The organism is Pseudomonas sp. 22490 (assembly GCF_052044465.1).
Taxonomy (GTDB): Bacteria; Pseudomonadota; Gammaproteobacteria; order Pseudomonadales; family Pseudomonadaceae; genus Pseudomonas; species Pseudomonas aeruginosa.
Window position 1 is genome coordinate 55,376 of the sequence record NZ_JBQENS010000023.1, and the last position, 23,792, is coordinate 79,167.

Sequence of the window (23,792 nt, forward strand, 5' to 3'; positions counted from 1 at the left end):
GTGCGCGGATGTGCGCCGAACGATACCGGCCCCAGCCACGAAACGGGTCGGGTGCGATCGCTGACTCAGCGACAGGCTATGACGACGGCCCGGTCCCTGCGGCAGCCCACAGGTGGTTTCCTTGTCTTTCGCTGGAGGCGCTCAGCCTCCAGCGTCCCTGTTCCTCTCCTTCCTCACCTTGCCCCCGCCGAACCTCGGATCGCGCGGTCATGGGCGCTTGCGCCCCAACCAGAACAGGAGATGCGACATGAACCATCCCAACCTTCAGTACGGCAGCGTCTGCAGCGGCATCGAGGCCGTCAGCCTGGCCTGGCAGCCGCTCGGCTGGCATCCGGCCTGGTTTTCGGAAATCGAGCCGTTCCCGAACGCTGTGCTTGCCCATCACTACCCCGATGTTCCGAATCTGGGCGACATGACGGGTATCGCGGACCAGGTACTCGCCGGAACCGCAACCGCACCCGACATTCTTGTCGGCGGCACGCCTTGCCAGGCTTTCAGCGTTGCCGGTGCGAGGAAAGGCCTCGCCGACCCGCGCGGCGCGCTCACCCTGAAATATACGGAGCTTGCAAATGTCATCGATGAAACCCGCCAGCAGTTGCACCAGCCACCCTCTGTCATCGTCTGGGAAAACGTGCCCGGCGTCCTCTCCGACAAATCCAACGCCTTCGGATGCCTTTTGGGCGCACTGGCCGGCGAAAGCCGCGAACTGCAACCACCAGGGACCAAATGGACGCACGCAGGTTGTGTGTCTGGACCCCGCCGCCGCGTCGCGTGGCGAGTTCTCGACGCGCAATATTTCGGTGTCGCCCAACGGCGCAAGCGCGTGTTTCTTGTGGCAAGTGGTCGTGATGGATTCGATCCCGCAGAGGTAATGAAATGAGCGCCTCCTTCTCTTAAGGTGAGGCGGTAGTGTGGAGCTGACAGGCCGAAGTCAGTTACCTTTCAAAATGAATCAGCGTTCCATTTATCCGGATGGTGTCGAACGAACGGGCTGAATTCAGGTGCCTGAGGTTTTAATGTCTTATCATCATTGAAATCCTCTTCTCTGTTGAAGGGGATAATGGGCCATTCATTGAGATTCATAAGCCTGCTTTCGAAGTCTTTTACTTTTTCATTGAGAAACTGCTGCTGCTTTTCTTTCGCTAATCCATCAAGGCCACCGCGAACACCATGGATCAGGTAAGGTTCGAGCATCGTGTAACCTATATAGTGAAGGGCATGTATAGGTGGCCATAACATTAAACGCATGTCGCCATCACGTCCGTTATACGCGCAGGCATTTGCAGAAGCACCGGCGGATACTGTCAGTAAAGCCCGTTTACCCTTCATCACACCATTTTCATGACGGTGGCTGCTGTCATAAATCCCGCCGTAAACAAATACCCGGTCCATCCAGCCTTTCAGGATTGCAGGCATACCGAACCACCAGAAGGGAAAATGCAGCAGTAACAGGTCCGAATTTTTCAGTAATTCAATATGTCTCGTAACATCTTCGGGCAGCTTATGCGCGTTCCAGTGGTGCCTTTGCTCCCGCAGGGCGTCAAACCTTTCAACGTCCTGCCTGTCAGGGTAAAAAATTTGCCCCTCACACGGTTCGAAATTTTCACTGTATAAATTGACTGAATGAACGCGTGAGCCCTGTTTTTCAAAAATTCTGGCGGCTTTAGATGCGAGATATGAGTTAAATGAGTCTGCTTCAGGATGAGCAGTGATAATCAGTACATTCATAATGATCCTCCGTAACGACTGTTCATCGTTATAGTGTTTTCTTTTATTTTTTCCTTCAATTACGCACCTTGAGGTAACCACCCATGGCATATCCAGGAAACGTTTACTCATCCAAGTGTTCAGCCCGGGATGCGCTGGCGCTTATCTCGGGCAAATGGGTAATGCTCATACTCCCTGCCCTGGAAGAGGGTCCGATTCGCAACGGAGAATTGATGAGAAAAATAGAGGGCATCTCACAAAAAGTTCTTACCCAGACGCTGCGACAGCTCGAACGACATGGACTGGTGTCCAGAGTCGACTACGGTGAAAAACCCGCCTGCGTGGAATACAGCCTGACTGGGGTGGCTGAGTCACTTGTCAGCACACTCAAAGCTCTTGACCGCTGGGCAGAGCTAAATTTCCCTGAACTTGACGCAGCGAGGAGCAAATACGATCTGGAAAACGACCGTTTTTAACCATGCAGGAGGAGACAAAAATGAAACTCATGCCAGTCGGTGTCGACATTGCCAAGAACGTGATGCAGGTTCACTACGTGGATATGAATACGGGAGAAATTTTTAGTAAGGCGATCAAGCGCGCGAAATTTATTGAGTTTTTCACCAATCGTTCACCCTGCCTTATTGGCATGGAAGCCTGTGGCGGCGCACATCACTGGGCCCGGCAGTTGAGCAGACTCGGCCATCAGGTGAAACTGATGCCGGGCGAATTCGTCAAGGCCTTCAATATCCGTAACAAGAATGATACGGCAGATGCTCAGGCAATCTGGCGAGCCGTGCAGCAACCGGGCAAAGCCGTTGCGGTGAAGACGGAGGATCAACAGGCCATGCTTGCCCTGCACCGGATACGTTCGCAGTTATTGAAATTCCGGCTGATGCAGACCAACGCTTTACACGGTTTACTTGCAGAATATGGCGAGGTGATGCGTACAGGGCGTGCCAGCCTCATTAAAAATGTCCCCGATATTCTTGCCCGCCTGTCCGGACGCTTACCGGCAGTGCTCATAGAAAGCCTGCGTGAACAACTGGGTGAAGTTGAAAGAACGGATGGTCGGATTGCTGACATTGAACGGCGGATACGCGAGCTGAGCAGAGATGACCCCAGCGTAAAAGCGGTCAGTGCCATTCCCGGCGTGGGCTTCCTGACCGCCACTGCTGCGGTCGCGTCAATGGGTAGCGCGGACGCATTCCGTTCAGGTCGGGAGTTTGCCGCCTGGGTGGGCCTCGTCCCGAGGCAAACCGGAACCGGCGGGAAGATTCAGTTGCTGGGGATCAGCAAGCGAGGCGATAAATACCTGCGCAAGCTGCTGATCAACGGTGCGCACAGCGTCATACAGAATGCCCGCGAGCCGGGGGCCTGGGTCACCGACCTGCTGAAGCGGCGCCCGGTGAACGTCGCCTCCGTGGCGCTGGCCAACAAAATGGCACGAATCATATGGGCTGTGCTGGCACATGGCAGACCCTACCAGAAGGAAACGGCTCTGTACTGAGCACTTACTTGCGAAATCACAGTGTATAAGCAGAACATCAACAGGTTGCGCAGGCAGTGTATGTAATGGCAAAACAGGTCAGACCGGGACTCACCAGGCCTGAAAAAAGTATCGAACTTCGGGTTCGCAGAGGTAATTGAGGCGTGAGTCAGCGGATTTCATTAGGGTCAGCAGCCGCTATCGCAGCTGCATAAAGACCGGATATATAGCCGCAATCGTCCTGTCCGTCATCAAGTACAAAGCCTGGCAAACAGGAGGCGCTCATATATACTTTTTGAGCCCGATCGCCTGCACGGGGATTCTGCGGCGGGCGAGCAAGCGTGGCAAATCACTTCCGGCTCTCCTGGAAGCAGCTCTCATCGCCCAGGCGGCTTTTCCGGATCTATGGCCGGAGCCTATGAACGGGTATCCGTCACCGTCTGCTTCGGAGGCGGCAACAGGCAAGGACCGATAGATACAGCGGCTTGCCTGACCGCACGGGGACACAAGTGCGATTTCGAGGTTGAAACCTTCGCGGCCCAGTCGGTCACCGGGCAGCGGACGCACGCCCTGAACACCGCCAACGGCGGCAAAGGTAGCAGCGAGGACGGGACCGGACGCGGCGTGCCAATCGTCACGCATAAAGCGCCTTTACCGGGGATGCCTGTCGCCTTCTCCCAAAACAGCCGCAACGAGGTTCGCCTTGAGGGCGGTGACGGGCAAATCGCGGGCGCGCTGTCGATTGGTGGTGGAAAGCCTGGTCAGGGATTTCCTACGATCGCGTACGCGCCTGGCCGATACGCCGCACCGGAAAGTCATGACGGGCAGCAAGCACCCATCCTGGGTTTCACGGCCAAGGACTACGGCGCCGACGCTCTAGAAAACCTGGCCCCAACCCTCCGCGCGGGGGGCCACGCCGGAAGTCATCCGAATGCAGGCGTCATGCCGGCGATCGCCTTCAAAACGCTGCAAGCGACCTTCAACTACGAGATATCTGGCACGCTGATTAGCCATTACAGCAAGCGGCAGGAAAACCCGGACACGATCCTCGGCCCGGATCTGGTCGCACGCTCCGCCGCGGTGCGTGGGCGGGAGGGTGGCGCAACGGCCGAGTTGGGCGGTGCCGTGGCTGACGCCCTGCGCGCAAGCGACGGCGGCAGCGATAAGCCCCACGTCCTGCTTCCCTCGCTGGAGGCTTATTTCCATGGCGAGCTGATCCCACAAGACGAAAGTGGCTGGGCGCAGTGGGCCTGCTGGCGCGTGCGGCGCCTGATGCCTTTGGAATGCGAGCGTCTTCAGGGGATGCCAGACAACTACACGCTGGTGCCATATCGCGGCAAGCCAGCAGCCGACGCACCACGCTATAAAGCGATCGGCAATTCGATGGCGGTGCCCTGCGTTGCATGGCTCGGGCAGCGTCTGCAACAAGCATTGCAGCCACGGTAACCGGACGCTTGCGAACGCTCATTCTCGGCTGACGTCGAGGCCACGCTTCGCCATAGTGCGGCCATGCGTTGCTGATCCCGATCAGCGCCATGCCAGCAGCCGGGTCTTCAGGCTGCGCCGTGGAACAACCACGTAGACCGATCCAGTCCGCTTCGCATCACTCTCGCGGACGCACGCCACAGCCGGCGTCGATGCATCTCGTCCCCGCGCGATCACGCTCTTCCAATTCATGCCCAGCGCCTACCGGCCAGCCGCGGCATGTCTTCGCTCGCGCTTTCATCCTTCGCGCCCATTACGGCGCATGACTGTCAGGAGGCCCCCATGGGCACTATTCGTCTCAAAACGAACCAGCACCGTCTGATTTCCAATCTTCGACATGCCTTCAATCCTCAATCCATGCTCGGCGAGCTGCTGCAGAATGCACGGCGAGCCGGCGCGAAAAACGTCCACATCACCGTGGACGACGACGCGATCACTGTCTGCGACGATGGTTCCGGCATCGCCGACCTGCAATCTCTCATTCACATCGCCGAATCCGGCTGGGACCCGGAACTACAGGCGCGCGAGAACGCCTTCGGTATGGGCGTGCTTTCAACCTTGTATTTTTCCAGGCATCTGTCGGTGCATTCGGGCACGCAGGCGTTCAGCGCCAGCACCGCGACCATCATCCGCGGCGACGGCATTGAGGTCTACGCCGAAAAGCCTCGTATCGGCACGGAGATTCGTCTCGACGGCGTGCAATCTCCGACTGCCGGCGTCAATCTGCCGGTTTGGGCGGAACAGCAGCTCAAGAGGTTGTGCGAAGCCTTTCCTGTGCCTGTCTTCCTCAATGGCATGGAACTGGCTCGACCACTGACCGATCCGTCATTGCCTTGGCGCGAAACGCCTGTCGGCCGGATTCTGCTCAACCTGGAGGCCTCGTGCGTCCAGTGGCAGTGCTTCTTGCAGGGACTTCCCATAGGGCTTTCTCCCAGAGCGTCAAAACATCACGTAGTAGTGTTGCGCGACGACATGATCGCCCGGCTTCCCGATCGGCAGCATCTTCTCAATGAAGCTGACGAGTGTGTTCGCATCAGGGACGCGATCAATCAGGCTTACCGCCAGGCATTGATCGAAACCAGGGAGCGGTTGCCGGCCAGCGAGTTCATCGAGCACTATGCCGAAAGGTGCCTTTCCTCATCCAATGCAGACCTGCTGAACGATATCCACTTTGTTCCGCTGGCATGGTTCCGTGACTGGCACGGTGTTCCCCCCGGATATGTCCGCTTCTGGGAACGCTATCTGCGCACCGGCATATCGGCCAGCGAGGCATTGAACGAGGCTGGCGTCTGGCGCATCGCCAACGGCGAGGACAATGATGAAACTGCTGCCGAGGTCTATCTGAGCGCTCGCGAAGGCTTTTTGCTGGAGGAGACGCGGCTGGATGCGGGGCACTGGCTGATGTCCATGGTCAGAACGATCGACTCCGCGCAGGTGGTGATCCAGCATGCAGCCACGCTGTATGAAGACCGTCACACTGTCCTGGCAGACGGCTCGGTCTCCCTGGTATTGGTCGAAGGTCTATGCGTCAGCCTGGAAGGTGAGCCCGGCGAGTATCCGGTAGCCGCAGTGCGCAGGGCCGACACGCTCTACCTCACCACGGAGGCATATTCCGTCACCCGCCTGGTCTCGGACTATATCTTTAATGACCGCTACGAGGAGGCCAGCGAAGAGGAGGATGGCCGGACCATCAGCACTTTCATCGCCGTCGGCTGCTCGCAGGACCCCGTTCACGTCATCGGTGCCCTGCTTCCGGACACGCTGCGCTACACGCCGCAGTCCAGGCTGGCCGGTGCGACGGTGCGGCTGGTCTTCGATGATGAAGGAAAGTTGCAGACGATCACCGGTTGATCCATTTTTCACAAACGCTCCTTCGGGAGCGTTTTTTTTTGGCAATAGGGCGGCGTCAGCATTCCGATTGAAGCAGGACGAAGCCGCCCGGAGGCGCCACGCTCCTTCTCATGCGTTGCTGATGATTCAGCACCATGCCAGCAGCTACGGTCGTCCAGGCTGCGCCGCGGTTCCCACGCGCCGACCGAACCAGTCCGCTTCGCATCAGGTCCGCGGATGCACGCCATAACCGGCGTTGATGCAATTTCTTCCTCAACCCCTTCGGGACACACGCTGCGTCCTGCCGGGATGTGGCCGTTCCCGCCTCATTCCAAAGGAAATTCCCATGACCATTCATCAACAGCGCATCACCCTGAAAAGCCTCAAGGTTGCCGACTTCGCCAGCGAGGAAACACTTTGCTTCACCGCTGTCGTGTTGTTCGACGGCGAGCCTGTCGCCGATGCCAGTAATGACGGCCACGGTGGCATGACCTTCGTCCGTTCCCGCGACGGCAAACAGTCGAAGCTCTCCGAAGCTGAGCAATTTGCCGCAAGCCTGCCGGCAGTCGTCACCGACTATGACGATCCCCAGGATAGCTCCCGCAAATTCACCATCCAGATCACACTGGATTACCTGGTCGATGACCTTGCCAACACGATGCACGCGGACAAAAAAATCCGTGCTGCCTTCAATCGCGACATCGGCAACAAGGTGCTGTTCGTCAAGGACGGCAAGTTGCTGTTCCTCAAGGGCGCCAAGCTCAAGACCGTCACCGACAGACCTGCCTACTTCGCCAGGCTGCGGGCTGCGCAAAAGCAGCCAATCGTCATCCTCGCCGAGCTCGCGCCTGATGAGGCTTTCGCACTCTGGAAAAAGCACACCGGCAACGATGTTGCGTCCTGACTGCCCGCTGGCGGTCATAGCCGCGAGAACACCGATCCTTCAGTCCCATAGGGCCCTATTTGAACAGGAGCTTTCCATGCAATTGGTCCAACCCCTCTTGAAAACCGTAAGGCTAGACCTTACACTTTCATCAACATGATCCGGAGCTTCAGGCACAAGGGGCTACGGGCTCTGCATCAGCGTGGCGATACATCGGGCGTTCGTGCCGATCACATCGCCCGCCTGCGGCGCCTGCTGGCTTCCCTGGATGTCGCCCAGGCTCCCAACGATATGGATCGTCCTGGCAACCGACTGCATCCTCTCAAGGGGAAACTCGACGGTTTCTGGTCGGTCGCAGTGTCGGGCAACTGGCGCGTCATTTTTCGCTTCGGCGGTTCCGATGTGGAGCTTGTCGACTATCTTGATTATCACTAGGAGGCCATGATGCCTATGCACAATCCTCCCCATCCGGGGGAAGCCCTGCGTGAAGACGTGCTGCCCGCCATCAACATGAGTGTGGCGGCGCTGGCCAGGCACATCGGGTATTCGCGGGGGCAATTGTCCACTGTCCTGAATGGACATGCGGCAATCTCCGCCGATCTTGCCCATCGCCTCGAACTCGCAGGACTCGGTAGCGCTCGCCAGTATCTCGCCGAGCAGGCCGCATACGATCTTTGGCAAGCTGTACACCGGGAACACCCCCCGATCGCCCGTCTGCAGATCGCCTGAAAATCCTCAACACCATCACGAAGCCTCGCATTTTTTGCGGGGCTTTTTTTTGCTCGCGTCGCCTATCGGGGGCTGGCCGGTATCTCATTCCGGCATGACGAGGGGAGCGTCCTGCTCAATGCTTTGCCGCATGTGTTGCTGATGTTGTCAGCGCCATGCCAGCAGCCAGGGTCTTGCCGGCTGTGCCGCGGAATTCTCCGCGTCGACCCACCAGTCCGCCTCGCATCATCTTCGCGGACGCACGCCATTCCGGCGTCGATGCTTTTTCCACAAACCACGGGAAGCCTCCATTCCCGAAGGGATGTGGTGCTTTCCACCACCACCAGGAGAACACCATGTCCTTCGTGTCCCATCCCCAGGCCAGGGTCAGCCTGCAAGCCGACGCCACAGGCCGCCTGGCTCTGCACTGGACAGGCAAACGCCTTCCCCTGCGCGTGCTGAGAAGCGCCGCCGGTTATTACATCGGCACAACCGATGAAGAAGGTCCCGTTTCACGCGAGTCCGTCGAGTATTTCCCCAGCAGTGAAGCAGCCACCACGGCCCTGGAAACAGGTCAGTGGGAACAGCGTTCGCATCCCTGATCGTTCGCCCACAGGAGTCATAGTCATGAACCTGAGTATTTCTCTCCCCGAAGATGTGATCGATCAGATCGCACGTGAGGAAGCCCATTTCGTACTGGCGCCCGCTGCGTTCTTTCACGCCTGGAAACGTGGCGTGGAAATCGCCGGCGTCGAGTGGTTCGGCAACGGCACCCGCGAGGGATTTCTGAATGCCACCAGTAAATGGGATCTACGGCCCAACTTGCTGCTGCTCAACGATGCCCTGGGTGTCCTGAGCGGCGGACAGCGGCTTTTCCTTTCGGCAATGGTCAGCTTCTACAACGCCCGCGAGGGTGCCGCGATGCTCAAGCGTATCGGCTTCGAGGGGCTCGCTGATCTTGGCGGGCTCGATCTGGAACGCAGGCAGGTGATCGCGCAGTTGGTGCTCAATTACAGCGGCTGGTAAGCCGGTTTCATCGTTCCCCAACCAACCTCATGAGGGACGCCTCGACCCTGGTTGGGGCTTCTCACTGTTCTTCCCACGCGGATGCTCATGTCCGCTGGGGCATGGCTCCGCTCTTTTTTCAAAGGGAGCCATCATCATGGCAAACAACTACTACGAAGCGACCGGTCTTCTGTCGCTGGAGCGCGTGACGCCTGTCATCGTCGCGCTGTTCAGCGCCTTCCATCTCGACGCCAACTATCCAGGCAGCGGTCGTGCTTACATCGCCAGGATTGCCGAAACCAACGATCCGCAATGGGATGATGTGCTGGAAGGTCTGACTGGTCTGGCCGAGCAGCTAGGCATTTCGCCGAATGCAGAAGCAGAGGCCACAATTGTCGTTGTCCTGGAAAAACTGGCCGCACACTTCCATGCCGATCAGGACGAATCTTTCGAAAACCTGCTTGAGCATCATTCGTTCGAAGGAGATGCAGACCTTGAAGTCTTGTTCTTCATCGCCTCTTGCTTCGACGATGGCCATAACCTTGTCTCTATTCAGTTCGAGGGTTGCTGGTATTGCAGCAAACCGCGACTGTTCGAGTTTGGTGGTCACGCATGCTTCATCAGCCGGGAGATCTCCCTGTTCAGCGACACGCCCCAGATGCTGAGACTCGGGAAGGATCTACACCGGGTCTTGCAGGAGGGAAATATCACTGAAGCAGCTGCTCGCATCACTTTTGCAACGGCAGGTTTTCTTGCCGGAATCCAGGATTCGAATAGCCGCAAAGCACTGCGGAAACGCGTGGCAGAAAGCCTGCTCCAAGGTCAGGACTGAGCTTTCGACACAAACTACGCATCTTATCCACCCACCGGGGCGTTATCCCCGGCGGGGTCGCTCCGCTTAACTCGCTGGAGAAATCCCATGTCCCAGACACTCAATCCTTTTATTCGCGGCTATCGGAATCTGCATTTTGTCCGAACACTTTGCATCAGCCACGAAGACGACAGCCCGCTGATCTGGCGGCCTTTGCATCCCAGTCAGGCGCATCTGCCTGACGATCAGATCGCACAGTTCCCCTGCCTTCTGTCCAGCGATTATGCGCTGATCACCGAGGGCCAGGAAATACCGGAAGACCTGGAGGCACAATGCCAGACTTCCGGCCTAGTACGAACGGTTGTCTACGCCATTACCGGCGATGACTTCGGCCATCCCGTTCACGTAGGCGACTGCTATTCTCGGGAAGCTGCGCAGGAAGTGATCCATCGGCTGAGTTTCGACACCGGATTTTATAGCCGGTGCTGGGAGATCAGCACAGCGCATATTACCGAGGAATCTTTCCACTATCTGGCCGAGTTGGCAGATATCGCCACACCGACCGGGTTCCGGTTCATCGCATTCCGCATCCCATATAGCCCGGCGATCGGCATCAAACTGATTGCGACACCGTGGACAGATGAAAACCTGTTGCACGTGGAGGGCATAACTGCAGAGCAATTGCGGCAGGAGCATCTGGAAAAAGGTATGCCGGAAGCTCTGGCCGACACCATTCATCTGGCCGCACTGGCCGATATCCGCATCCTGATCTTTGATGCTGATGCTCCGGCCCTAGACGACCTGCCTCAATATGAAGAGTAAGTACGAGTTGAATTTTGAGCCTCCAAGTGAGGCTCTTTTTCTTTATAGTTGTCGTCAATTGAACTCCTAATTTCAGGACAACTTTGCGACGATGGCATCGGAGACCGGAATAAAGACAGCAGCGACTTCTGCCGAGAGAATGCTGTGGGGTGCCGTCAGGAACATCGTGGCAGCGAAAGACGCACTGGACGCCGCGCTGAAATCGCCAGCCTCATCAGTCCTTGTTCCTCCCGAGCTGCGCAATGCTGCAAGCTCCGCGATCGATGTCTCCGCCTTCACCAGGGCTGTGGTGCCGTTTCTGGACCTGACGCACTCGCTTCATCCCCGACGTGCCCGCGTCCCTCTCGATCGTTTGCTGGGTGAGTCCTGGCGTTGGCGAGAGCCATCATCGCCAAGCCGCTCCGTCACGGCGCTTGCCGACTATCTGCTGGACGATGACCGCTCTCTGCCCGGCGACCGCGACCAGGCCATTGTGTTTGAGATCGCGCCGCTGGGATTGTGGTTCGCCCACGAAGGCAAAAACCGGGTCCACTTCCTGCGCTCCGGCGGCGCAACCGAAATGCCTGCGATGGTGACGACCGTGGATTACCCTGCGGCCGAACGGCTGGCTCTCTACCGTCTGGCGATCTCGGGAAGGGAAGAGCTTTGGTGCGTACTGGACGGGTGCCGGGCCAGGCGCTTGTTGTTGCCGCAGCTCACCCACGCACTATTGACGGCCTATGGCGTGGCTCCCGCGAGCCGCTGGCCGCAGGATCTGCCTTCGCCTCATATGATCGCCGAGGTGCTTCAGCAGCGTTTGCCTCGCCTGGAGATCGGTCAGGACGTCGACCTGGAGCAGCTTCGCATCCGTATCCTGAAAAATCACGACGAAGAAGCGTTCACCGAACTCAATCTCTTTGAAATTCTGGCCGCAGGCCCGCTGAAGGTGCGATGGAGATGGCTCGCCTGCGCATGCGTAATATGCCTGGGCGGCCTGGCATTGAGCCTGATATTGCCACAGCCCTGGGATGGCCAGGCCCGGCTTCTGCTCGCCGGCGGCGTCGGTGGATTTGTCGCATGCCTGCTGCTCCCCTGGCTTCGGGTTCGCCGGAAACACCTGCGGGACGAAGATCGCTGAAGTCCGATAACGCTACCCGAATACGGTGAAGTGTTGGCCCCGATAGGCGCTAACAATTTCCACCGTCATGGATCAACCTGACCACATGTTTGCTGGCGTTGCCGGCTGCATGCCCAGGCAGTCGAGACCTTCGAGACTGCGGTGCTTCATTGCACTGGTTGGCCTGTTCTACCGGCGCATACCGCGCCACTCACTCAACCCACAAGGGACCCCTCCCTTGTGGCGGGAATCCCTTGCTTTTCCTCAAGGAGATCCCAATGGACCGTTCCCTCATCAAGTCCCTGATGCCTTCGCTGGTCGCAGGTCACGTGCCTCGTAACGCACGAGGCTTCAAGTATCGCGTATTCGATGATCAGCCGCAGATATCTGCATTCGGCTTCGCCATTGATCCCGATGCCTTCGACGGCAAAGTGGTCGCGGCCGGTGACGATGCCATTGTCGTCAAGGTCAAGCCCACCGAGTTCGCGGTGCTCGACCGCAATCTGGTGTCCTCTGTCCCGAACGAAGGGGCCAAGGTGCATGTTCAACCCTACGCACGGCGCCGGTTCGACGGCCTGCGCGCGGACACCCCGGAAGAACGCACCGAGATGACGTCTGACGGCATTCCCTACACGGTCAAGACGCACGTCCTGGGCTCCGCGCCGGCCAAGCTGCCCATCCCCGAGCCACAGTGCCTAGAACTGGGTCAGCTCATCCAGCAGTTGGAAGAAATGCCGGCGCCCGATGGTTTCCGGCGTATCACCCACATGCTGGTCGATGCTGGTGCCCGTGACTTCACCTGGGTCGATCCGAAGCCGTCCAGCATCATCGAGACACCTCCGGCAATCAGCTTCGCGGTTTCGACCGGAAAGTTCGAGGGCCGGGTGACGATCCTCTATGACCGCGCAGGCGACACCTACGTGGTGGAGCTGCATCGCGACGGCGAATTGGTCGATCGGCACGACGAGGTGTATTTCGACATGCTCGGCGAAGTGCTGGAGCGGCTCATCGACGACGGGCGCTGGCGCCTGATCGACGTGAGCGTGATCGACGCCAAGCCCGCCCGGCGACGCCAGGCGGTGCTTGCGTGACTTTCACGGCCAGCGACTCCTGGGTGGTGTATTCGCCCAACGAGTCGGCCGTCAGCGACAGTGCTGGCTTCTGGTCCAACGAGTTCGGCTGGGTCCCCCTCGACCATGCGACGTGTTTCACGACCGATGAGGCCCGTGACGCGATGCTTCCGATATCGGTCGGCCACGACGCGCGGCTCGTTCCCTGGCTTGAGGCTCAACAGTTCTACGGCTGACCTCAAGACCGCCAGTCCTTCCATCAACCGGTCATGTACCGCAGCGGCTCCCCATCCAGAAGGTTGGGGAGCCTTCTCTATTCCACACAGGAGATTCCGTCCATGTCACTAAGTTTCAAAGGTGCCGACCTGCGCCCCGTGCTCGCCGAGGCCGAGGCGAACAAATGCCGCGTCGTCCTGGTAAAGGACCACGGCGTCTACTTCCTTGCCGAGCGAGGTGAGCGAACACCAGAGGGGCGTCAGAAGCTGCTGGCCTACGCCATCGGCTGCAACCCTGACATCGACCCGTTCGATGATTGGTGGGAACGCGCCCGAACCGAGTTGGGTGGCGATGATTTCGCAGAGCATTTCGAACTGCGGGACAGCGTGTTCGCACGCATCCTGAGCAGCGAGGACGATCTCGAACTCTCCGCCACGCCGACACAACTGTTCCTGCAAGTCGTTTCACCCACCCAGGGCGACGACTGAACGACGAACCGGTCGCTCTGTACGCAGCAGCGACGTTTCATTCACCCGCCGGGGTCCTGTCCCTGCGTGGGAGGACTCCGGATTCTTTCTGGAGATATTCATCATGCCAGCAATCACCAGCAGCACATCCTCACAGCCTATCAGCGATACCGGCATCTCGTTTGATGAATCCGCCTGGCGGGCTGTCTGCGAGAAGGTCGCCGTGCAAGCCCACAACGGCTGCGGACTGTCTCACGACTACTACGTCGAACGCTTCAGTTCGGAGATTGAACGACACGTAGATCGACTGCCCGAATGCCAACGGACACAAGCTCTGCAGATCGCGCAGGACTGGGATTACGCAACGCCTGCCGAGAGGCAGGAAACCGACGACTGGAATGCCGAGAACGGCTACTGCACACACGGAATCGAGCTGGGATGCTGCCCGGCCGGTTGCGGTTCATAACACCATACTGATCCAGCGAAGCCCCCTGATGGGGGCTTTTTTTCGTGCGGCTAACGAACAATAGGGCTGCGAACCAGTACCGATTCCGGATAGCCGGCTGGCGCAGCGGATGCCACGCTACCGCCATGTTGCGCTGACCCCGGTCAGCAACATGCCCAGGTAGCCATTGATCTTCAAGGCTACGGCGCTGTTCCGTCCGCGTGATCACACCAGTTCGCACTCGGCATCCCAGCGCGAACGACCGTCGAGCAATCGGTGGTGATGCCAACCTAGTTGTTTCCGGATCTCACGATCCATCAACCCGCGCGGGGGTTACACACCTCCCGTACGGGGTCGGTGTGTCTCCGCATTCTTGTCCTCAAGTCTGGAGATTCACCATGACCACTTCTACCGAAAAGTCCTTTTTCGACCTGCACATCACTGGCCTCGGCTATCTCAATCGCATCCGCGAAGTGAAGCCGAAGAAAGGTGAGCCGTTCCTGGCCTGCGATATCGCAGCGCTCAATGGTCCGAGCGACGATGTCTCGTACGTGCGTTTTGATACGCGCGTTTCGGGCACCGATGCCCAGCACCTGATCCGTCGCTGCATCGATGCCGTCGAGGCAGAGAAGAAAGTGATGATCGGGTTCCGCCTGGGCGACCTGTGGACCGACACCTTCACCTATTCCAAGGGGAAGCGCGCCGGTGAACAGGGTGTCAGCCTGAAGGCCCGCCTGCTGTTCGTCAGCTGGATCAAGATCGATGGCGTCCTGAAGTACAAGGCCGAACCCAAGCCGGCCGAGTCCGAACAGGATGCTGCGGAGCAATCCGCTGCATCTGCTCCTGCTCCGCAGGAAGAGCCGGTTCCGGAAGTATCCGAGCCGATCGCCGAACCTGCCGACGAAGCCGCTGATGCGCAAGCACCGGCACTGGCCGAGTCGTTCTGATCCGCAAGGCCCCCTCACAGGGGCCTTGTTCTTTTCATCATCACCAGGAGCACTCCATGATTACCCTCTCGGGCCAGTTGGCCATCAAGACCATCCACGGCAGGAATGGCGACTTCAATGTCGGCCGCCTTTCGACCAGCATTGGTGAGTTCGTCATCAAGAATGCCGAGCTGGACCAGTATGACGAAGGCAAATACGACGGTGATTTCGTCATCACCGAAATCAGACCCTCCACCTACAACACCAGTGGGCGGATGGTCATCGAAATCCGCGCCCACCTGGGCGGGATGACCCTCTCGAACATCGATCGACTGAGCAAGGATGAAGCCCAGCGGCTGAGTCCGCAGGAGGTCGATCCCATTGATGAGGAAACGCAGGCACCTGCGGCCGCGGCCAGGCCTCCAGCCAGGACGAAGGCCCGCAGCACGCGCGATCCACTGGTCGACACCACGCCGTTCGGCAGCGAACCAGCGGCTGCATCATCCTCCAACGCCTCGGCCGAGGAAGACGATGCCGCACTGTTCGGCATGCTCTGGCCGTTGAGCGAAACCGTGAAACTCGACGCAACCGTCGACCGCCGCGTCCTGCGTCAGCAGCGCGACCGGCTCGATGCGATGGGCTATCGGTTTGAACCACTCTCCCAGGACTGGCACCTCGCCAGCGCCTGATCGACCTTGATCCATCACCCATCGGGGCGCTTCCCCGATGGGCAAGCTTCCGATGATTTCAAACGAGGAGCTTCATCATGAGTCGGCACTGCTTCGACACGTCCCACAAGGGATTTCCCATCATCGTTGTGCTCGGCTGGGATCGGCCGATGCAATATTTTTTCCTGACCATCGAAAAGCCTGCAGAGCTGATCGATGACGCCATGCAGGTCGAGGATGACCGCTTCCTGTACAGCAACATGCACGAGACCGATCCTTTCGGTCATGACCTGGACTACTACCGCGAGGTCTTGCGGCATTTTCAGATCATCGTGCCGGAGAGCCTGTTCAGAGAGGTCCTGTCCGACGCCGAGAGGAATGTCGGCAACCGCTTCGTCAGGCATCAGGCAGACGGTTCATTCACCGAACTAGGGCGCTGAAAAGCCCACGTTCTTTTATCCCCGACGGGCGTCTTTCCCGCCGGGAAGGTCCCCGTTAATTTCTTCAGGAGATCTTCTCATGGGTTGGCTTTTTTCCCGTCGCTCACGTAGCGAACTGATCCATCATCTGGTGCAGTCGCAGGATTGCCAGGCCGCATATGTCGAAACTCTGGCCTATACCCTTCGCGGCAACGTGTTGTGGTCCGTGGTCAAAGTAACGGCGAAAGAGCCGAACAGGCTCAACCTCGCTGCCGGTGAATCCTTCACCTACATCGGCTGCACGCTACTGCAACGCTACCGCAACGAGTGGGGCTACAAGTCGATGGATGAATCCGTTCATCCCTACTACTACAGCTGCCCGCTCAGCTATCTGGAACGCGCACCCACTCAATCGCCGGAATGGCGAGCGGGTGTACGGACGTACCACGATCACAGGCGTATAGCGCGTTCGGCATCTGCCGTTCCAGTCGCCTGAAATTCCTCACACCAGTCCTCTGACTGCCCCTGCATTGCAGGTTTTCCACGCATGCGCGCGCGTCCGGCCTTGTGCCGGCCGTCGATGCCGCTTGCCCAATCTTCAAGGAGATAGACATGCAACTCGCATCTCGTTTCGCATCACGTTCCCCGATACTGCGTGCAGATCATCCACTGTCGGATGACCAGATTCGCGCAGTCGCTCCCTCCATCTTCGCGGATACACCGCATGGAAGCCGCTCCGAACGGTACAGCTACATACCGACATCCGCCGTTCTGGCGAAACTACGCAATGAAGGGTTCGAGCCCTTCATGGTGTGCCAGACCCGCGTGCGTCATGAAGACCGTCGCGAGTTCACGAAACACATGCTCCGCCTTCGCCATGCAAGCCAGATCAACGGCAAAGAGGCGAATGAGATAATTTTGCTCAATTCTCATGATGGCACCAGCAGCTACCAAATGCTGGCTGGCATGTTCCGTTTCGTGTGCCAGAACGGTCTGGTGTGCGGCGATATCGTCGGTGACGTTCGTGTGCCCCACAAGGGCAATGTCACAGACCATGTAATCGAAGGCGCCTACGAGGTCCTGAGCGGATTCGACCAGGTGCAGGACTCCCGCGAAGCCATGCGAGCGATCACGCTCGATGATGGCGAGGCGGAAGTCTTCGCAAGGTCGGCCCTGACGCTCAAATATGACAGCGAAAGCAAGGTGCTGCCGATAACTGAAAGCCAGGTTCTGGCGACACGCCGGTTCGATGACAATCGCCCGGATCTGTGGTCGGTGTTCAACCGGGTACAGGAAAACCTCGTCAAAGGAGGTTTGTCCGGCCGGACTGCCACTGGCCGTCATCAACGCACGCGCGCTGTGCAAGGCATCGATCAGAACGTCCGCCTCAATCGCGCGCTGTGGCTGCTGGCCGAAGGTCTGCGGCAGCTCAAAAGCTGATCTTCGCGGACTACGCCCATTTCGGGCAATGCCTGCGGCTTTCACCCATCGCTCCTGACGGAGCATTCCTCACCCCCAGGGGCTGTACCAGCCTCACGGGCTGGTGCTGTCCCTGGACCTTTCAAAGGACACGACCATGCCCGATACAACATCTTCGCAACCGCTTCTTCGCATTGACGAATGCCCCGACCTGATGGCCGACGGCTACATCGGCGACGAAGGCGGCAACCTGATCTTCCTGTCCGTATGGGCACGAGATACAGCCATTCAGCAGTTTCTGGCCCGACTCACGCTGGGTCGTGACGACGATGGTCTGGATCAGTTCCACCTCATCACCGACGCAGGCGGCTCCGTGCCGGTTTTCGTCGGTAACGTCGACAGGCTGGAGAAGCGCTCCACGCGCCTTTTCCGCCGCACGTTGTTCGGCTCGATGGTCAACCTGTGGCTCTTCGACCAACGCTGCGTCAAGCCCGACAAGGCTAACGCCAGCGCGCTGACGCTGTTGCCCAGGGACTCAGGCCACCGGCTTGATCGCTTGTGGACACTGGTACAGGAAACCTGCCCATTGCCACTGCTCGATCACTGGCGCGACATCGTGCTGGAGCTCCTGACGGAGCAATCCATGCTGGCACGTCTTCCCATGGCTTACGGGCCACTGGAAGGGCATCGCCTGGCACTGGATGTCCCCGTGCTCACCAAGGCACTTGGCGATCTGATCCGTAACGGCACCCTGAGCGCCACGGCGCATGAACTGGCTTCCGGCATGCCTTTACGGCGCGTCGCCTGAAGCCTCGCAAGGGCATGCACAAGCTGCATGCCCCTCATTTTCACAACCAGAATCAGGAGATTCACATGGCTCTCATATTCCCCAGGCTTGCCCGCAATTTTGCGAAAAACGGGTACTACCCAACAGACGAACCCACGCTGGAGCGGGCGCTCAACGCGCTGGCGCCGGCCGCGGGTCAAGTCGCCATCATCGACCCTTGCGCGGGGGAAGGCGTTGCCATCGCCGAAGCTGCGCATGCGCTTGGCCGTGATCTGGTGTCTGCTTATGCCGTCGAATTCGACGAAGAGCGCGCCAGACATGCCCGAGGGCTTGTCGACCATTGCCTGCACAGCGACCTGATGGATACGCTGATCAGCCGACAGAGCTTCGGACTGATGTGGCTCAATCCCCCCTATGGGGATCTGTCCAGGGATGCCGATGGCAACATTGGCTACCAGGGACAGGGCCGCGCCAGGCTGGAGAAGCTGTTCTATCAGCGCGTACTGCCGCTTTTGCAGTACGGTGGCGTGCTCGTTTTCATCATTCCGAGCTACACGCTGGATGCAGAAATGGTGGGCTGGCTGACACGCCATTTCACCGGACTGCGCATCTATCGTGCGGTCGAGCAGCAGTTCAGGCAGGTGGTGATCTTCGGCACCCGTTCACGCCAGCGCGATCTGGCGAGCGATGCCAAAGCCATCCGCAACCGGCTGCTGCAGATCGGATCAGGCGATATCGAAGCGGAAGAACTGCCAGTCGAATGGCCGTTCGTCCCGTATTCCGTCCCAGCCACACAGGCCGAGCCGGAACAGTTCTACCGGGTCACCATGGAGCCGGAGCAATTCGCGGCCGAAGTTCATCGCCTGCAAGGGCTGTGGCCTTCGCTCGATACGCATCTCGGCGCTTCGCAGCAATCGCTGCGGCCGCCGGCCCGTGCCTTGTCTCACTGGCATCTCGCCCTGGCGCTAGCAGCCGGTGCGATTTCGGGTGTCGTGCGCTCCAGATCCGGCAAGGTGATGGTCGTCAAAGGCGATACCCACAAAGAGAAGTCCGCCGCGGTCGAATACAACGAACGCGACGACGGCTCGATCGCCGAAACGCGCATCCTCACAGACAAGTTCGTGCCGGTCATTCGCGCATGGGACATGACACCCGGCTCCCCCACTCGGGGAGAAGTGCTGACCATCCGCTGATCCCTCATCCCCCGAAAACCAACGCCTGGTCAGGTGCTGGCTTCGCCTTTTCATCAACGCAACAGGAGCAAACCATGTCCTTCAAACTCTTCCCACGCCAGCGCACCGCGCCGACTTCCATTCCTCTGTTCTCCAGCGGTACTCTGATGCTCAGCGCCAGAGTGCAATGGCTGGACAGCACGGGACTGGTTGATCCCCATCGTTTCCTGCATCGCCACCTGCGTGGTGATTGGGGCGATCTCGATGACACCGAACGACGCGCGAACGATGCCGCTCTTCGCTCCGAAGGCGTCCTGACTTCGCGCTACCAGGTGACACCGCGGCTGTCCGTGGTGGTGACCACCAACGCGGAACACAGCCAGACCGTGATCCAACTGCCCGAGGATAACGAACCTCTCTGACGATCAACATCGTCAGTTTTCTCACCCAACGGGGTCATGCTGCCCCGCCAGGGTGTCATGACCCTGCTCAATAATCAGGAGAACAACGATGACATCCAACGAAAGGTCCAGTAATCACCGCCGTTTGCTGTTTCCGATCGGCGCATTGATTTTCAGCGAAGGCGTAGACCGCATCATGCGGGAAGGCCGGCTCGATCCGATGCCTTACATCCAGCGCCACATCCGTGGCGATTGGGGCGATGTGACGGATCTCAGGTGGCAGGAAAACAATGCCGCCGTAACGTCAGGCAAGCCCCTCGGTTCGCGCTACATCGTCACCCGCGAACTGACCATTCGCATCGTCACCGAAGCAGACCGCAGCGCGACGCATGTCATGCTGAGGTCTGAATCCTGACGCGCGCCAACCTCCACCACGACAGCCCAGTAACCGCTGTCGCCTGCATCATCCACCCAACGGGGCCATTCACCCCGATCGGGTGCCATGGCCCTTCATTTCTTATGGAGTCACCACCATGGCACATGAAGCACTTTTCGTTAGCGTTGTCCCGCAACCGCGGTTCCTGACCGGACACCTGGTCATGACCTGCGGCGTCGATGAACTGGTCCGCGAGGGCCGGCTCAATCCAGGCCCTTATCTCGCGCGCCATCTCGGTGCCGACTGGGGCGATCTGGACGACAGCGACTGGCAGTCCAATGACACAGCCTTGCGCACCGGCGAGGACCGCCTGTTTTCGTCCTACCAGGTCGAGCCTGACCTGAAACTCTGGATCATCACCGAATGGGATCGCAGCGTCACCACGCTGCTGTTGCCCGACGAATACTGATCTTCATCCGGCGGCTACCGCCGCTTCTCATCTTCCCACCCAGGGGCATGTCCATCGCCCCACAGGGGGAGGTGCATGCCCCGTTTTCTTTGGAGCATCACCATGTCCCTCGATCTTGAAACCATCCCCGATTCTGCCGTGCAGGGCGATTTGCCTGAAGCAGCGTCCTCACCTCTGACCATCAGCCTCAACGATTTCGTTTCCGAATTCGGTGACGAACTGCTGGAAAGCCTCAACCGCGCCAATCCTCCGGTCTACACCGGGGAAGCGCGCCCACATCGGCAAGGGGTTCTGTCGCGTCTCAAGCGGCAGCCGTTCCCCGCGCAGGCCGAAGTCATCCACGCTGTCAGCGAGTTGCTGGTCGATCGCAGCGAACGCGCCGCAATCATCAACGCGGAGATGGGAACGGGCAAAACGCTGATGGCAATTGCCGTCGCGGCCGTACTCCATGCCGAAGGCTACCGCCGCACGCTGGTCCTGTCGCCGCCGCACCTGGTCTACAAGTGGCGGCGGGAAATCCTCGAAACCATCCCCGGTGCAAAGGTGTGGGTGCTCAACGGCCCCGACACGCTGGTCAAGTTGCTGAAGTTGCGTGAGCAACTCGGCGTACCGGCCACCGACCAGGAGTTCTTTGTTCTTGGCAGGGTCAGGATGCGCATGGGCTTCCACTGGAAGCCCGTGTTCACCCGTCGCCGCACGCCTGTCGGCTTCGTCGGCGCATGCCCGCATTGCGGTCACGTCATCACCGATCTCGATGGCGAGCCGATCAACACGATCGAGCTCGAGGCCGAGGAGTCGCGGCGCAAGTGCAGCCATTGCGCATCTGCGCTGTGGACTTTGATGCGCCCGCGGTCTCTTTCATCCACCGACCAGTCCTCGGCAGTGATCAAGGCGCTCAAGCGTATTCCCACCATCGGGGAGGCCACGGCCCAGCGGCTGATGAAGAAGTTCGGCGAGTCGTTCCTGGTTTCTCTCCTGGGCGACAACCTGTTCGAGTTCATCAACCTGATGGACGAGAACGGTGATCTTGTCTTCTCCGACCGGCAGGCCCAGCGCATGGAATGTGCAATGGCCTCCATGGAATTTGGCTTTGGTGAAGGTGGCTATCAAGCCAGTGAATTCATCAAACGCTATCTTCCGCAGGGCTTTTTCGATCTCCTCGTGTGTGACGAAGGCCATGAGTACAAGGGGTCGGGTTCCGCACAGGGACAGGCGATGGGCGTGCTTGCCGCCAAGGCTCGCAGGACCCTGCTGCTGACGGGCACGCTGATGGGCGGCTACGCGGACGATTTGTTCGCGCTGCTGTTCCGGACGCTGACCGGACGGATGATCGAAGACGGCTACCGTCCCTCCAGGACTGGCAACATGACGTCGGCTGCGATGGCCTTCATGCGCGAACACGGCGTTTTGAAGGACATCTATTCCGAAAGCACCGGCACGGCGCACAAGACGGCCAGGGGCACCAAGATCACGGTGCGCACCGTCAAAGCGCCTGGCTTCGGGCCGAAGGGCATCCTGCGATGCGTGCTGCCGTTCACCGTGTTCCTGAAACTCAGGGACATTGGCGGCAACGTGCTTCCTCCCTACGAGGAGGAATTTCGTGAGGTCGCGATGGAGGCCGATCAGGCCATCGCTTATCGTGACCTGGCCGGCCGCCTCACGGCGGCTCTCAAGGAAGCCCTGCGTAAGCGGGACACGACGCTTCTTGGCGTGGTCCTCAACGTGCTTCTGGCCTGGCCAGACACGTGCTTCCGTCCCGAGACGGTCACGCATCCCCGCACGCGGGAATTGCTGGCGTTCACACCGTCGCAGTTCAACGAGCTGGAAATCACGCCGAAAGAGCGTGAACTGATCGACATCTGCAAGGCAGAGAAAGCCGAGGGCCGCAAGGTCCTGGCCTATACCGTCTACACCGGGACGCGGGACACCACGTCGAGGCTGAAGGTTCTGCTGGAGCAGGAAGGCCTGAAGGTCGCGGTGCTGCGCGCAAGCGTGGATACCTCACGACGCGAAGACTGGATCGCCGAGCAGCTCGACCGTGGCATTGATGTGCTGCTGACCAATCCCGAACTGGTCAAGACGGGCCTGGATCTGCTGGAGTTCCCAACGATTGTTTTCATGCAGTCGGGATGGAACGTTTACACGCTTCAGCAGGCCTCGCGCCGGTCATGGCGGATCGGTCAGAAGCTGGCCGTGAAGGTCATCTATCTCGGCTATGCGGCCACGTCGCAAATGACGTGCCTGTCGCTGATGGCCAAGAAGATCCTCGTCTCGCAGAGCACGTCGGGAGATGTGCCGGAGTCCGGTCTGGATGCCCTCAACACGGATGGCGATTCCGTAGAAGTGGCGATGGCAAGGCAACTTGTCGCCGCCTGATTCAACTCCCCATGCCGGCGTCCCATCGGGTCGTCGGCCTTCTCGTTTCTTCCACCTTGCAGTCATGCCCGCGTTCTTCGTGGGCATGACTGTGTTCTTTTTCATCGCAAGGAGATTTCCATGAACACCAACACCCAAGCTACGTCCGAAATCGTCAACGCTCGCCTGACGCTCGACGTGACCTATCTGCTCAACGGAGAACCCGCATCGGAAATGCTGGAACGCCTGCGCGGCCTGTGCGAGCGCACTATCGGCGAAGGCATGTTGACCGGCGAGACCGCCGCGGAGGTGGACACCTGGTCAATCGACGCTTCCCTTCCGCCCTCGACAGTCGTCAGTGAAGCACACGAAGCCGAGATCGCCGCCTTCATGGGGCAGCGTATCGAGGACGGAAACCTCGACGCGGAAGACATCCCCGTGCGCATTTCGCGTTACGGCCTGATGGCCCCCCGAAGCATTCGTCTCCGAAATGCGTGAACGCATGGACATGGATGACGGCGATGATCTCGAAGCACAGGCCACTGTTGCCGTATCGGCTGCTCCTCCGGATCATGCTGAATTCGAGACGCGGGTCTCATCACTGCTGTTCACCAACCCTGGACCAACGTTGCACGCGGGTCCCTCTTACCTCTGACTATAGGCGGTCGCCTTATTTACCAAATGGTTATCTACGACTATGCTGTGCAGATGATCAAATCCGCCCAACCTTCCCGCAAACGGACTTCTGCGGCGACATGTGACGCATCTG

28 protein-coding genes and 2 pseudogenes are annotated in these 23,792 nt (G+C 59.2%); 29 read left to right on the forward strand and 1 reads right to left on the reverse strand.

Going from position 1 to position 23,792, the window contains the following annotated elements; genetic code table 11:
- Positions 1-247: 247 nt before the first annotated feature.
- Positions 248-874 (forward strand): annotated as a pseudogene (locus ACTJJX_RS23255) (DNA cytosine methyltransferase); the annotation flags it as partial.
- 68 nt (positions 875-942) lie between these two features.
- On the opposite strand, the gene ACTJJX_RS23260 reads toward ACTJJX_RS23255, so the two are convergent.
- Positions 943-1,728 carry an NAD(P)H-dependent oxidoreductase gene (locus ACTJJX_RS23260; protein WP_073660194.1) on the reverse strand — a complete coding sequence of 262 codons (786 nt, stop codon included), beginning with the start codon at positions 1,726-1,728 and terminating at the stop codon, positions 943-945.
- A gap of 83 nt (positions 1,729-1,811) precedes the next feature.
- Here ACTJJX_RS23260 and ACTJJX_RS23265 point away from each other — a divergent pair, with 83 nt between their 5' ends.
- The 28 genes and pseudogenes from ACTJJX_RS23265 (at position 1,812) to ACTJJX_RS23400 (ending at position 23,521) form a co-directional block, all read left to right on the forward strand.
- The gene (locus ACTJJX_RS23265) at positions 1,812-2,183 is read left to right on the forward strand and encodes a winged helix-turn-helix transcriptional regulator (RefSeq protein WP_023102540.1); all 372 of its coding nucleotides are present in this window, start codon (positions 1,812-1,814) and stop codon (positions 2,181-2,183) included.
- Positions 2,184-2,203: 20 nt separating this feature from the next.
- Positions 2,204-3,214, forward strand: coding sequence for an IS110 family transposase (locus ACTJJX_RS23270; protein WP_023102539.1), 1,011 nt, complete (start codon positions 2,204-2,206; stop codon positions 3,212-3,214).
- Between the two features lie 1,050 nt (positions 3,215-4,264).
- Positions 4,265-4,639: pseudogene (locus ACTJJX_RS23275) on the forward strand (DNA cytosine methyltransferase); the annotation flags it as partial.
- Positions 4,640-4,960: 321 nt separating this feature from the next.
- Positions 4,961-6,529 (forward strand): ATP-binding protein, encoded by a 1,569-nt coding sequence (locus tag ACTJJX_RS23280; protein ID WP_043081836.1) that lies wholly within the window; start codon positions 4,961-4,963, stop codon positions 6,527-6,529.
- Between the two features lie 325 nt (positions 6,530-6,854).
- On the forward strand, positions 6,855-7,412 hold the full coding sequence (locus ACTJJX_RS23285) for a hypothetical protein (RefSeq protein WP_023102536.1): 558 nt from the start codon (positions 6,855-6,857) through the stop codon (positions 7,410-7,412).
- A gap of 135 nt (positions 7,413-7,547) precedes the next feature.
- Positions 7,548-7,826, forward strand: a complete 279-nt coding sequence (locus ACTJJX_RS23290) for a type II toxin-antitoxin system RelE/ParE family toxin (RefSeq protein ID WP_071883310.1) — start codon at positions 7,548-7,550, stop codon at positions 7,824-7,826.
- 9 nt (positions 7,827-7,835) lie between these two features.
- Positions 7,836-8,120 carry a HigA family addiction module antitoxin gene (locus tag ACTJJX_RS23295; RefSeq protein ID WP_023102535.1) on the forward strand — a complete coding sequence of 95 codons (285 nt, stop codon included), beginning with the start codon at positions 7,836-7,838 and terminating at the stop codon, positions 8,118-8,120.
- Positions 8,121-8,464: 344 nt separating this feature from the next.
- The gene (locus ACTJJX_RS23300) at positions 8,465-8,701 is read left to right on the forward strand and encodes a hypothetical protein (RefSeq protein ID WP_031633184.1); all 237 of its coding nucleotides are present in this window, start codon (positions 8,465-8,467) and stop codon (positions 8,699-8,701) included.
- Positions 8,702-8,732: 31 nt separating this feature from the next.
- Positions 8,733-9,125 carry a hypothetical protein gene (locus ACTJJX_RS23305; RefSeq protein ID WP_031633181.1) on the forward strand — a complete coding sequence of 131 codons (393 nt, stop codon included), beginning with the start codon at positions 8,733-8,735 and terminating at the stop codon, positions 9,123-9,125.
- A gap of 136 nt (positions 9,126-9,261) precedes the next feature.
- Complete coding sequence (locus ACTJJX_RS23310) at positions 9,262-9,936, forward strand: hypothetical protein (RefSeq protein ID WP_023102532.1); 675 nt, start codon at positions 9,262-9,264, stop codon at positions 9,934-9,936.
- Between the two features lie 87 nt (positions 9,937-10,023).
- On the forward strand, positions 10,024-10,737 hold the full coding sequence (locus ACTJJX_RS23315) for a hypothetical protein (protein WP_023102531.1): 714 nt from the start codon (positions 10,024-10,026) through the stop codon (positions 10,735-10,737).
- Between the two features lie 166 nt (positions 10,738-10,903).
- The gene (locus ACTJJX_RS23320; protein WP_128688083.1) at positions 10,904-11,854 is read left to right on the forward strand and encodes a hypothetical protein; all 951 of its coding nucleotides are present in this window, start codon (positions 10,904-10,906) and stop codon (positions 11,852-11,854) included.
- A 257-nt stretch (positions 11,855-12,111) separates the two neighbouring features.
- Entirely contained in the window at positions 12,112-12,924 is an 813-nt protein-coding gene (locus ACTJJX_RS23325; protein ID WP_023102529.1) for a hypothetical protein, read from the forward strand.
- Positions 12,921-13,139: a hypothetical protein gene (locus ACTJJX_RS23330; RefSeq protein WP_023102528.1), complete on the forward strand. Its 219-nt coding sequence runs from the start codon at positions 12,921-12,923 to the stop codon at positions 13,137-13,139. Before ACTJJX_RS23325 ends, ACTJJX_RS23330 begins: the two co-directional genes overlap by 4 nt.
- A gap of 102 nt (positions 13,140-13,241) precedes the next feature.
- Positions 13,242-13,607 carry a DUF3085 domain-containing protein gene (locus ACTJJX_RS23335; RefSeq protein WP_023102527.1) on the forward strand — a complete coding sequence of 122 codons (366 nt, stop codon included), beginning with the start codon at positions 13,242-13,244 and terminating at the stop codon, positions 13,605-13,607.
- A 103-nt stretch (positions 13,608-13,710) separates the two neighbouring features.
- The gene (locus ACTJJX_RS23340; protein WP_023102526.1) at positions 13,711-14,052 is read left to right on the forward strand and encodes a hypothetical protein; all 342 of its coding nucleotides are present in this window, start codon (positions 13,711-13,713) and stop codon (positions 14,050-14,052) included.
- 377 nt (positions 14,053-14,429) lie between these two features.
- The gene (locus ACTJJX_RS23345) at positions 14,430-14,978 is read left to right on the forward strand and encodes an STY4534 family ICE replication protein (protein ID WP_023102525.1); all 549 of its coding nucleotides are present in this window, start codon (positions 14,430-14,432) and stop codon (positions 14,976-14,978) included.
- 56 nt (positions 14,979-15,034) lie between these two features.
- Positions 15,035-15,646, forward strand: a complete 612-nt coding sequence (locus ACTJJX_RS23350) for a DUF3275 family protein (protein ID WP_023102524.1) — start codon at positions 15,035-15,037, stop codon at positions 15,644-15,646.
- A gap of 77 nt (positions 15,647-15,723) precedes the next feature.
- A complete protein-coding gene (locus ACTJJX_RS23355; protein ID WP_010427548.1) occupies positions 15,724-16,065 on the forward strand; it encodes a hypothetical protein in 342 nt (113 codons plus the stop codon).
- 79 nt (positions 16,066-16,144) lie between these two features.
- The gene (locus ACTJJX_RS23360) at positions 16,145-16,540 is read left to right on the forward strand and encodes a hypothetical protein (protein WP_023102523.1); all 396 of its coding nucleotides are present in this window, start codon (positions 16,145-16,147) and stop codon (positions 16,538-16,540) included.
- 116 nt (positions 16,541-16,656) lie between these two features.
- Positions 16,657-17,484, forward strand: coding sequence for a DUF932 domain-containing protein (locus tag ACTJJX_RS23365; RefSeq protein WP_031637520.1), 828 nt, complete (start codon positions 16,657-16,659; stop codon positions 17,482-17,484).
- Positions 17,485-17,620: 136 nt separating this feature from the next.
- Positions 17,621-18,271, forward strand: a complete 651-nt coding sequence (locus ACTJJX_RS23370; RefSeq protein WP_023102521.1) for a hypothetical protein — start codon at positions 17,621-17,623, stop codon at positions 18,269-18,271.
- A 65-nt stretch (positions 18,272-18,336) separates the two neighbouring features.
- The gene (locus tag ACTJJX_RS23375; RefSeq protein ID WP_023102520.1) at positions 18,337-19,443 is read left to right on the forward strand and encodes a DUF6094 domain-containing protein; all 1,107 of its coding nucleotides are present in this window, start codon (positions 18,337-18,339) and stop codon (positions 19,441-19,443) included.
- Between the two features lie 74 nt (positions 19,444-19,517).
- The gene (locus tag ACTJJX_RS23380; protein ID WP_023102519.1) at positions 19,518-19,844 is read left to right on the forward strand and encodes a hypothetical protein; all 327 of its coding nucleotides are present in this window, start codon (positions 19,518-19,520) and stop codon (positions 19,842-19,844) included.
- An 88-nt stretch (positions 19,845-19,932) separates the two neighbouring features.
- Positions 19,933-20,238 carry a hypothetical protein gene (locus ACTJJX_RS23385; protein ID WP_023102518.1) on the forward strand — a complete coding sequence of 102 codons (306 nt, stop codon included), beginning with the start codon at positions 19,933-19,935 and terminating at the stop codon, positions 20,236-20,238.
- A gap of 184 nt (positions 20,239-20,422) precedes the next feature.
- Positions 20,423-20,668, forward strand: a complete 246-nt coding sequence (locus ACTJJX_RS23390) for a plasmid related protein (RefSeq protein ID WP_438943448.1) — start codon at positions 20,423-20,425, stop codon at positions 20,666-20,668.
- A gap of 102 nt (positions 20,669-20,770) precedes the next feature.
- Positions 20,771-23,044: a DEAD/DEAH box helicase family protein gene (locus ACTJJX_RS23395; RefSeq protein WP_023102516.1), complete on the forward strand. Its 2,274-nt coding sequence runs from the start codon at positions 20,771-20,773 to the stop codon at positions 23,042-23,044.
- Between the two features lie 120 nt (positions 23,045-23,164).
- Positions 23,165-23,521 (forward strand): hypothetical protein, encoded by a 357-nt coding sequence (locus ACTJJX_RS23400; protein WP_228754952.1) that lies wholly within the window; start codon positions 23,165-23,167, stop codon positions 23,519-23,521.
- Positions 23,522-23,792 lie beyond the last annotated feature (271 nt).

What these genes read in the sequence shown, in the direction of transcription:
- ACTJJX_RS23345 (WP_023102525.1), top strand. Translation starts at nt 14,430, where the DNA reads ATGACCACTTCTACCGAAAAGTCCTTTTTCGACCTGCACATCACTGGC.
- ACTJJX_RS23315 (WP_023102531.1), top strand. Translation starts at nt 10,024, where the DNA reads ATGTCCCAGACACTCAATCCTTTTATTCGCGGCTATCGGAATCTGCAT.
- ACTJJX_RS23280 (WP_043081836.1), top strand. Translation starts at nt 4,961, where the DNA reads ATGGGCACTATTCGTCTCAAAACGAACCAGCACCGTCTGATTTCCAAT.
- ACTJJX_RS23260 (WP_073660194.1), bottom strand. Translation starts at nt 1,728, where the DNA reads ATGAATGTACTGATTATCACTGCTCATCCTGAAGCAGACTCATTTAAC.
- ACTJJX_RS23385 (WP_023102518.1), top strand. Translation starts at nt 19,933, where the DNA reads ATGACATCCAACGAAAGGTCCAGTAATCACCGCCGTTTGCTGTTTCCG.
- ACTJJX_RS23375 (WP_023102520.1), top strand. Translation starts at nt 18,337, where the DNA reads ATGGCTCTCATATTCCCCAGGCTTGCCCGCAATTTTGCGAAAAACGGG.
- ACTJJX_RS23310 (WP_023102532.1), top strand. Translation starts at nt 9,262, where the DNA reads ATGGCAAACAACTACTACGAAGCGACCGGTCTTCTGTCGCTGGAGCGC.
- ACTJJX_RS23350 (WP_023102524.1), top strand. Translation starts at nt 15,035, where the DNA reads ATGATTACCCTCTCGGGCCAGTTGGCCATCAAGACCATCCACGGCAGG.
- ACTJJX_RS23365 (WP_031637520.1), top strand. Translation starts at nt 16,657, where the DNA reads ATGCAACTCGCATCTCGTTTCGCATCACGTTCCCCGATACTGCGTGCA.
- ACTJJX_RS23360 (WP_023102523.1), top strand. Translation starts at nt 16,145, where the DNA reads ATGGGTTGGCTTTTTTCCCGTCGCTCACGTAGCGAACTGATCCATCAT.
- ACTJJX_RS23370 (WP_023102521.1), top strand. Translation starts at nt 17,621, where the DNA reads ATGCCCGATACAACATCTTCGCAACCGCTTCTTCGCATTGACGAATGC.
- ACTJJX_RS23400 (WP_228754952.1), top strand. Translation starts at nt 23,165, where the DNA reads ATGAACACCAACACCCAAGCTACGTCCGAAATCGTCAACGCTCGCCTG.
- ACTJJX_RS23285 (WP_023102536.1), top strand. Translation starts at nt 6,855, where the DNA reads ATGACCATTCATCAACAGCGCATCACCCTGAAAAGCCTCAAGGTTGCC.
- ACTJJX_RS23290 (WP_071883310.1), top strand. Translation starts at nt 7,548, where the DNA reads ATGATCCGGAGCTTCAGGCACAAGGGGCTACGGGCTCTGCATCAGCGT.
- ACTJJX_RS23295 (WP_023102535.1), top strand. Translation starts at nt 7,836, where the DNA reads ATGCCTATGCACAATCCTCCCCATCCGGGGGAAGCCCTGCGTGAAGAC.
- ACTJJX_RS23265 (WP_023102540.1), top strand. Translation starts at nt 1,812, where the DNA reads ATGGCATATCCAGGAAACGTTTACTCATCCAAGTGTTCAGCCCGGGAT.
- ACTJJX_RS23335 (WP_023102527.1), top strand. Translation starts at nt 13,242, where the DNA reads ATGTCACTAAGTTTCAAAGGTGCCGACCTGCGCCCCGTGCTCGCCGAG.
- ACTJJX_RS23390 (WP_438943448.1), top strand. Translation starts at nt 20,423, where the DNA reads ATGACCTGCGGCGTCGATGAACTGGTCCGCGAGGGCCGGCTCAATCCA.
- ACTJJX_RS23270 (WP_023102539.1), top strand. Translation starts at nt 2,204, where the DNA reads ATGAAACTCATGCCAGTCGGTGTCGACATTGCCAAGAACGTGATGCAG.
- ACTJJX_RS23380 (WP_023102519.1), top strand. Translation starts at nt 19,518, where the DNA reads ATGTCCTTCAAACTCTTCCCACGCCAGCGCACCGCGCCGACTTCCATT.
- ACTJJX_RS23355 (WP_010427548.1), top strand. Translation starts at nt 15,724, where the DNA reads ATGAGTCGGCACTGCTTCGACACGTCCCACAAGGGATTTCCCATCATC.
- ACTJJX_RS23340 (WP_023102526.1), top strand. Translation starts at nt 13,711, where the DNA reads ATGCCAGCAATCACCAGCAGCACATCCTCACAGCCTATCAGCGATACC.
- ACTJJX_RS23325 (WP_023102529.1), top strand. Translation starts at nt 12,112, where the DNA reads ATGGACCGTTCCCTCATCAAGTCCCTGATGCCTTCGCTGGTCGCAGGT.
- ACTJJX_RS23395 (WP_023102516.1), top strand. Translation starts at nt 20,771, where the DNA reads ATGTCCCTCGATCTTGAAACCATCCCCGATTCTGCCGTGCAGGGCGAT.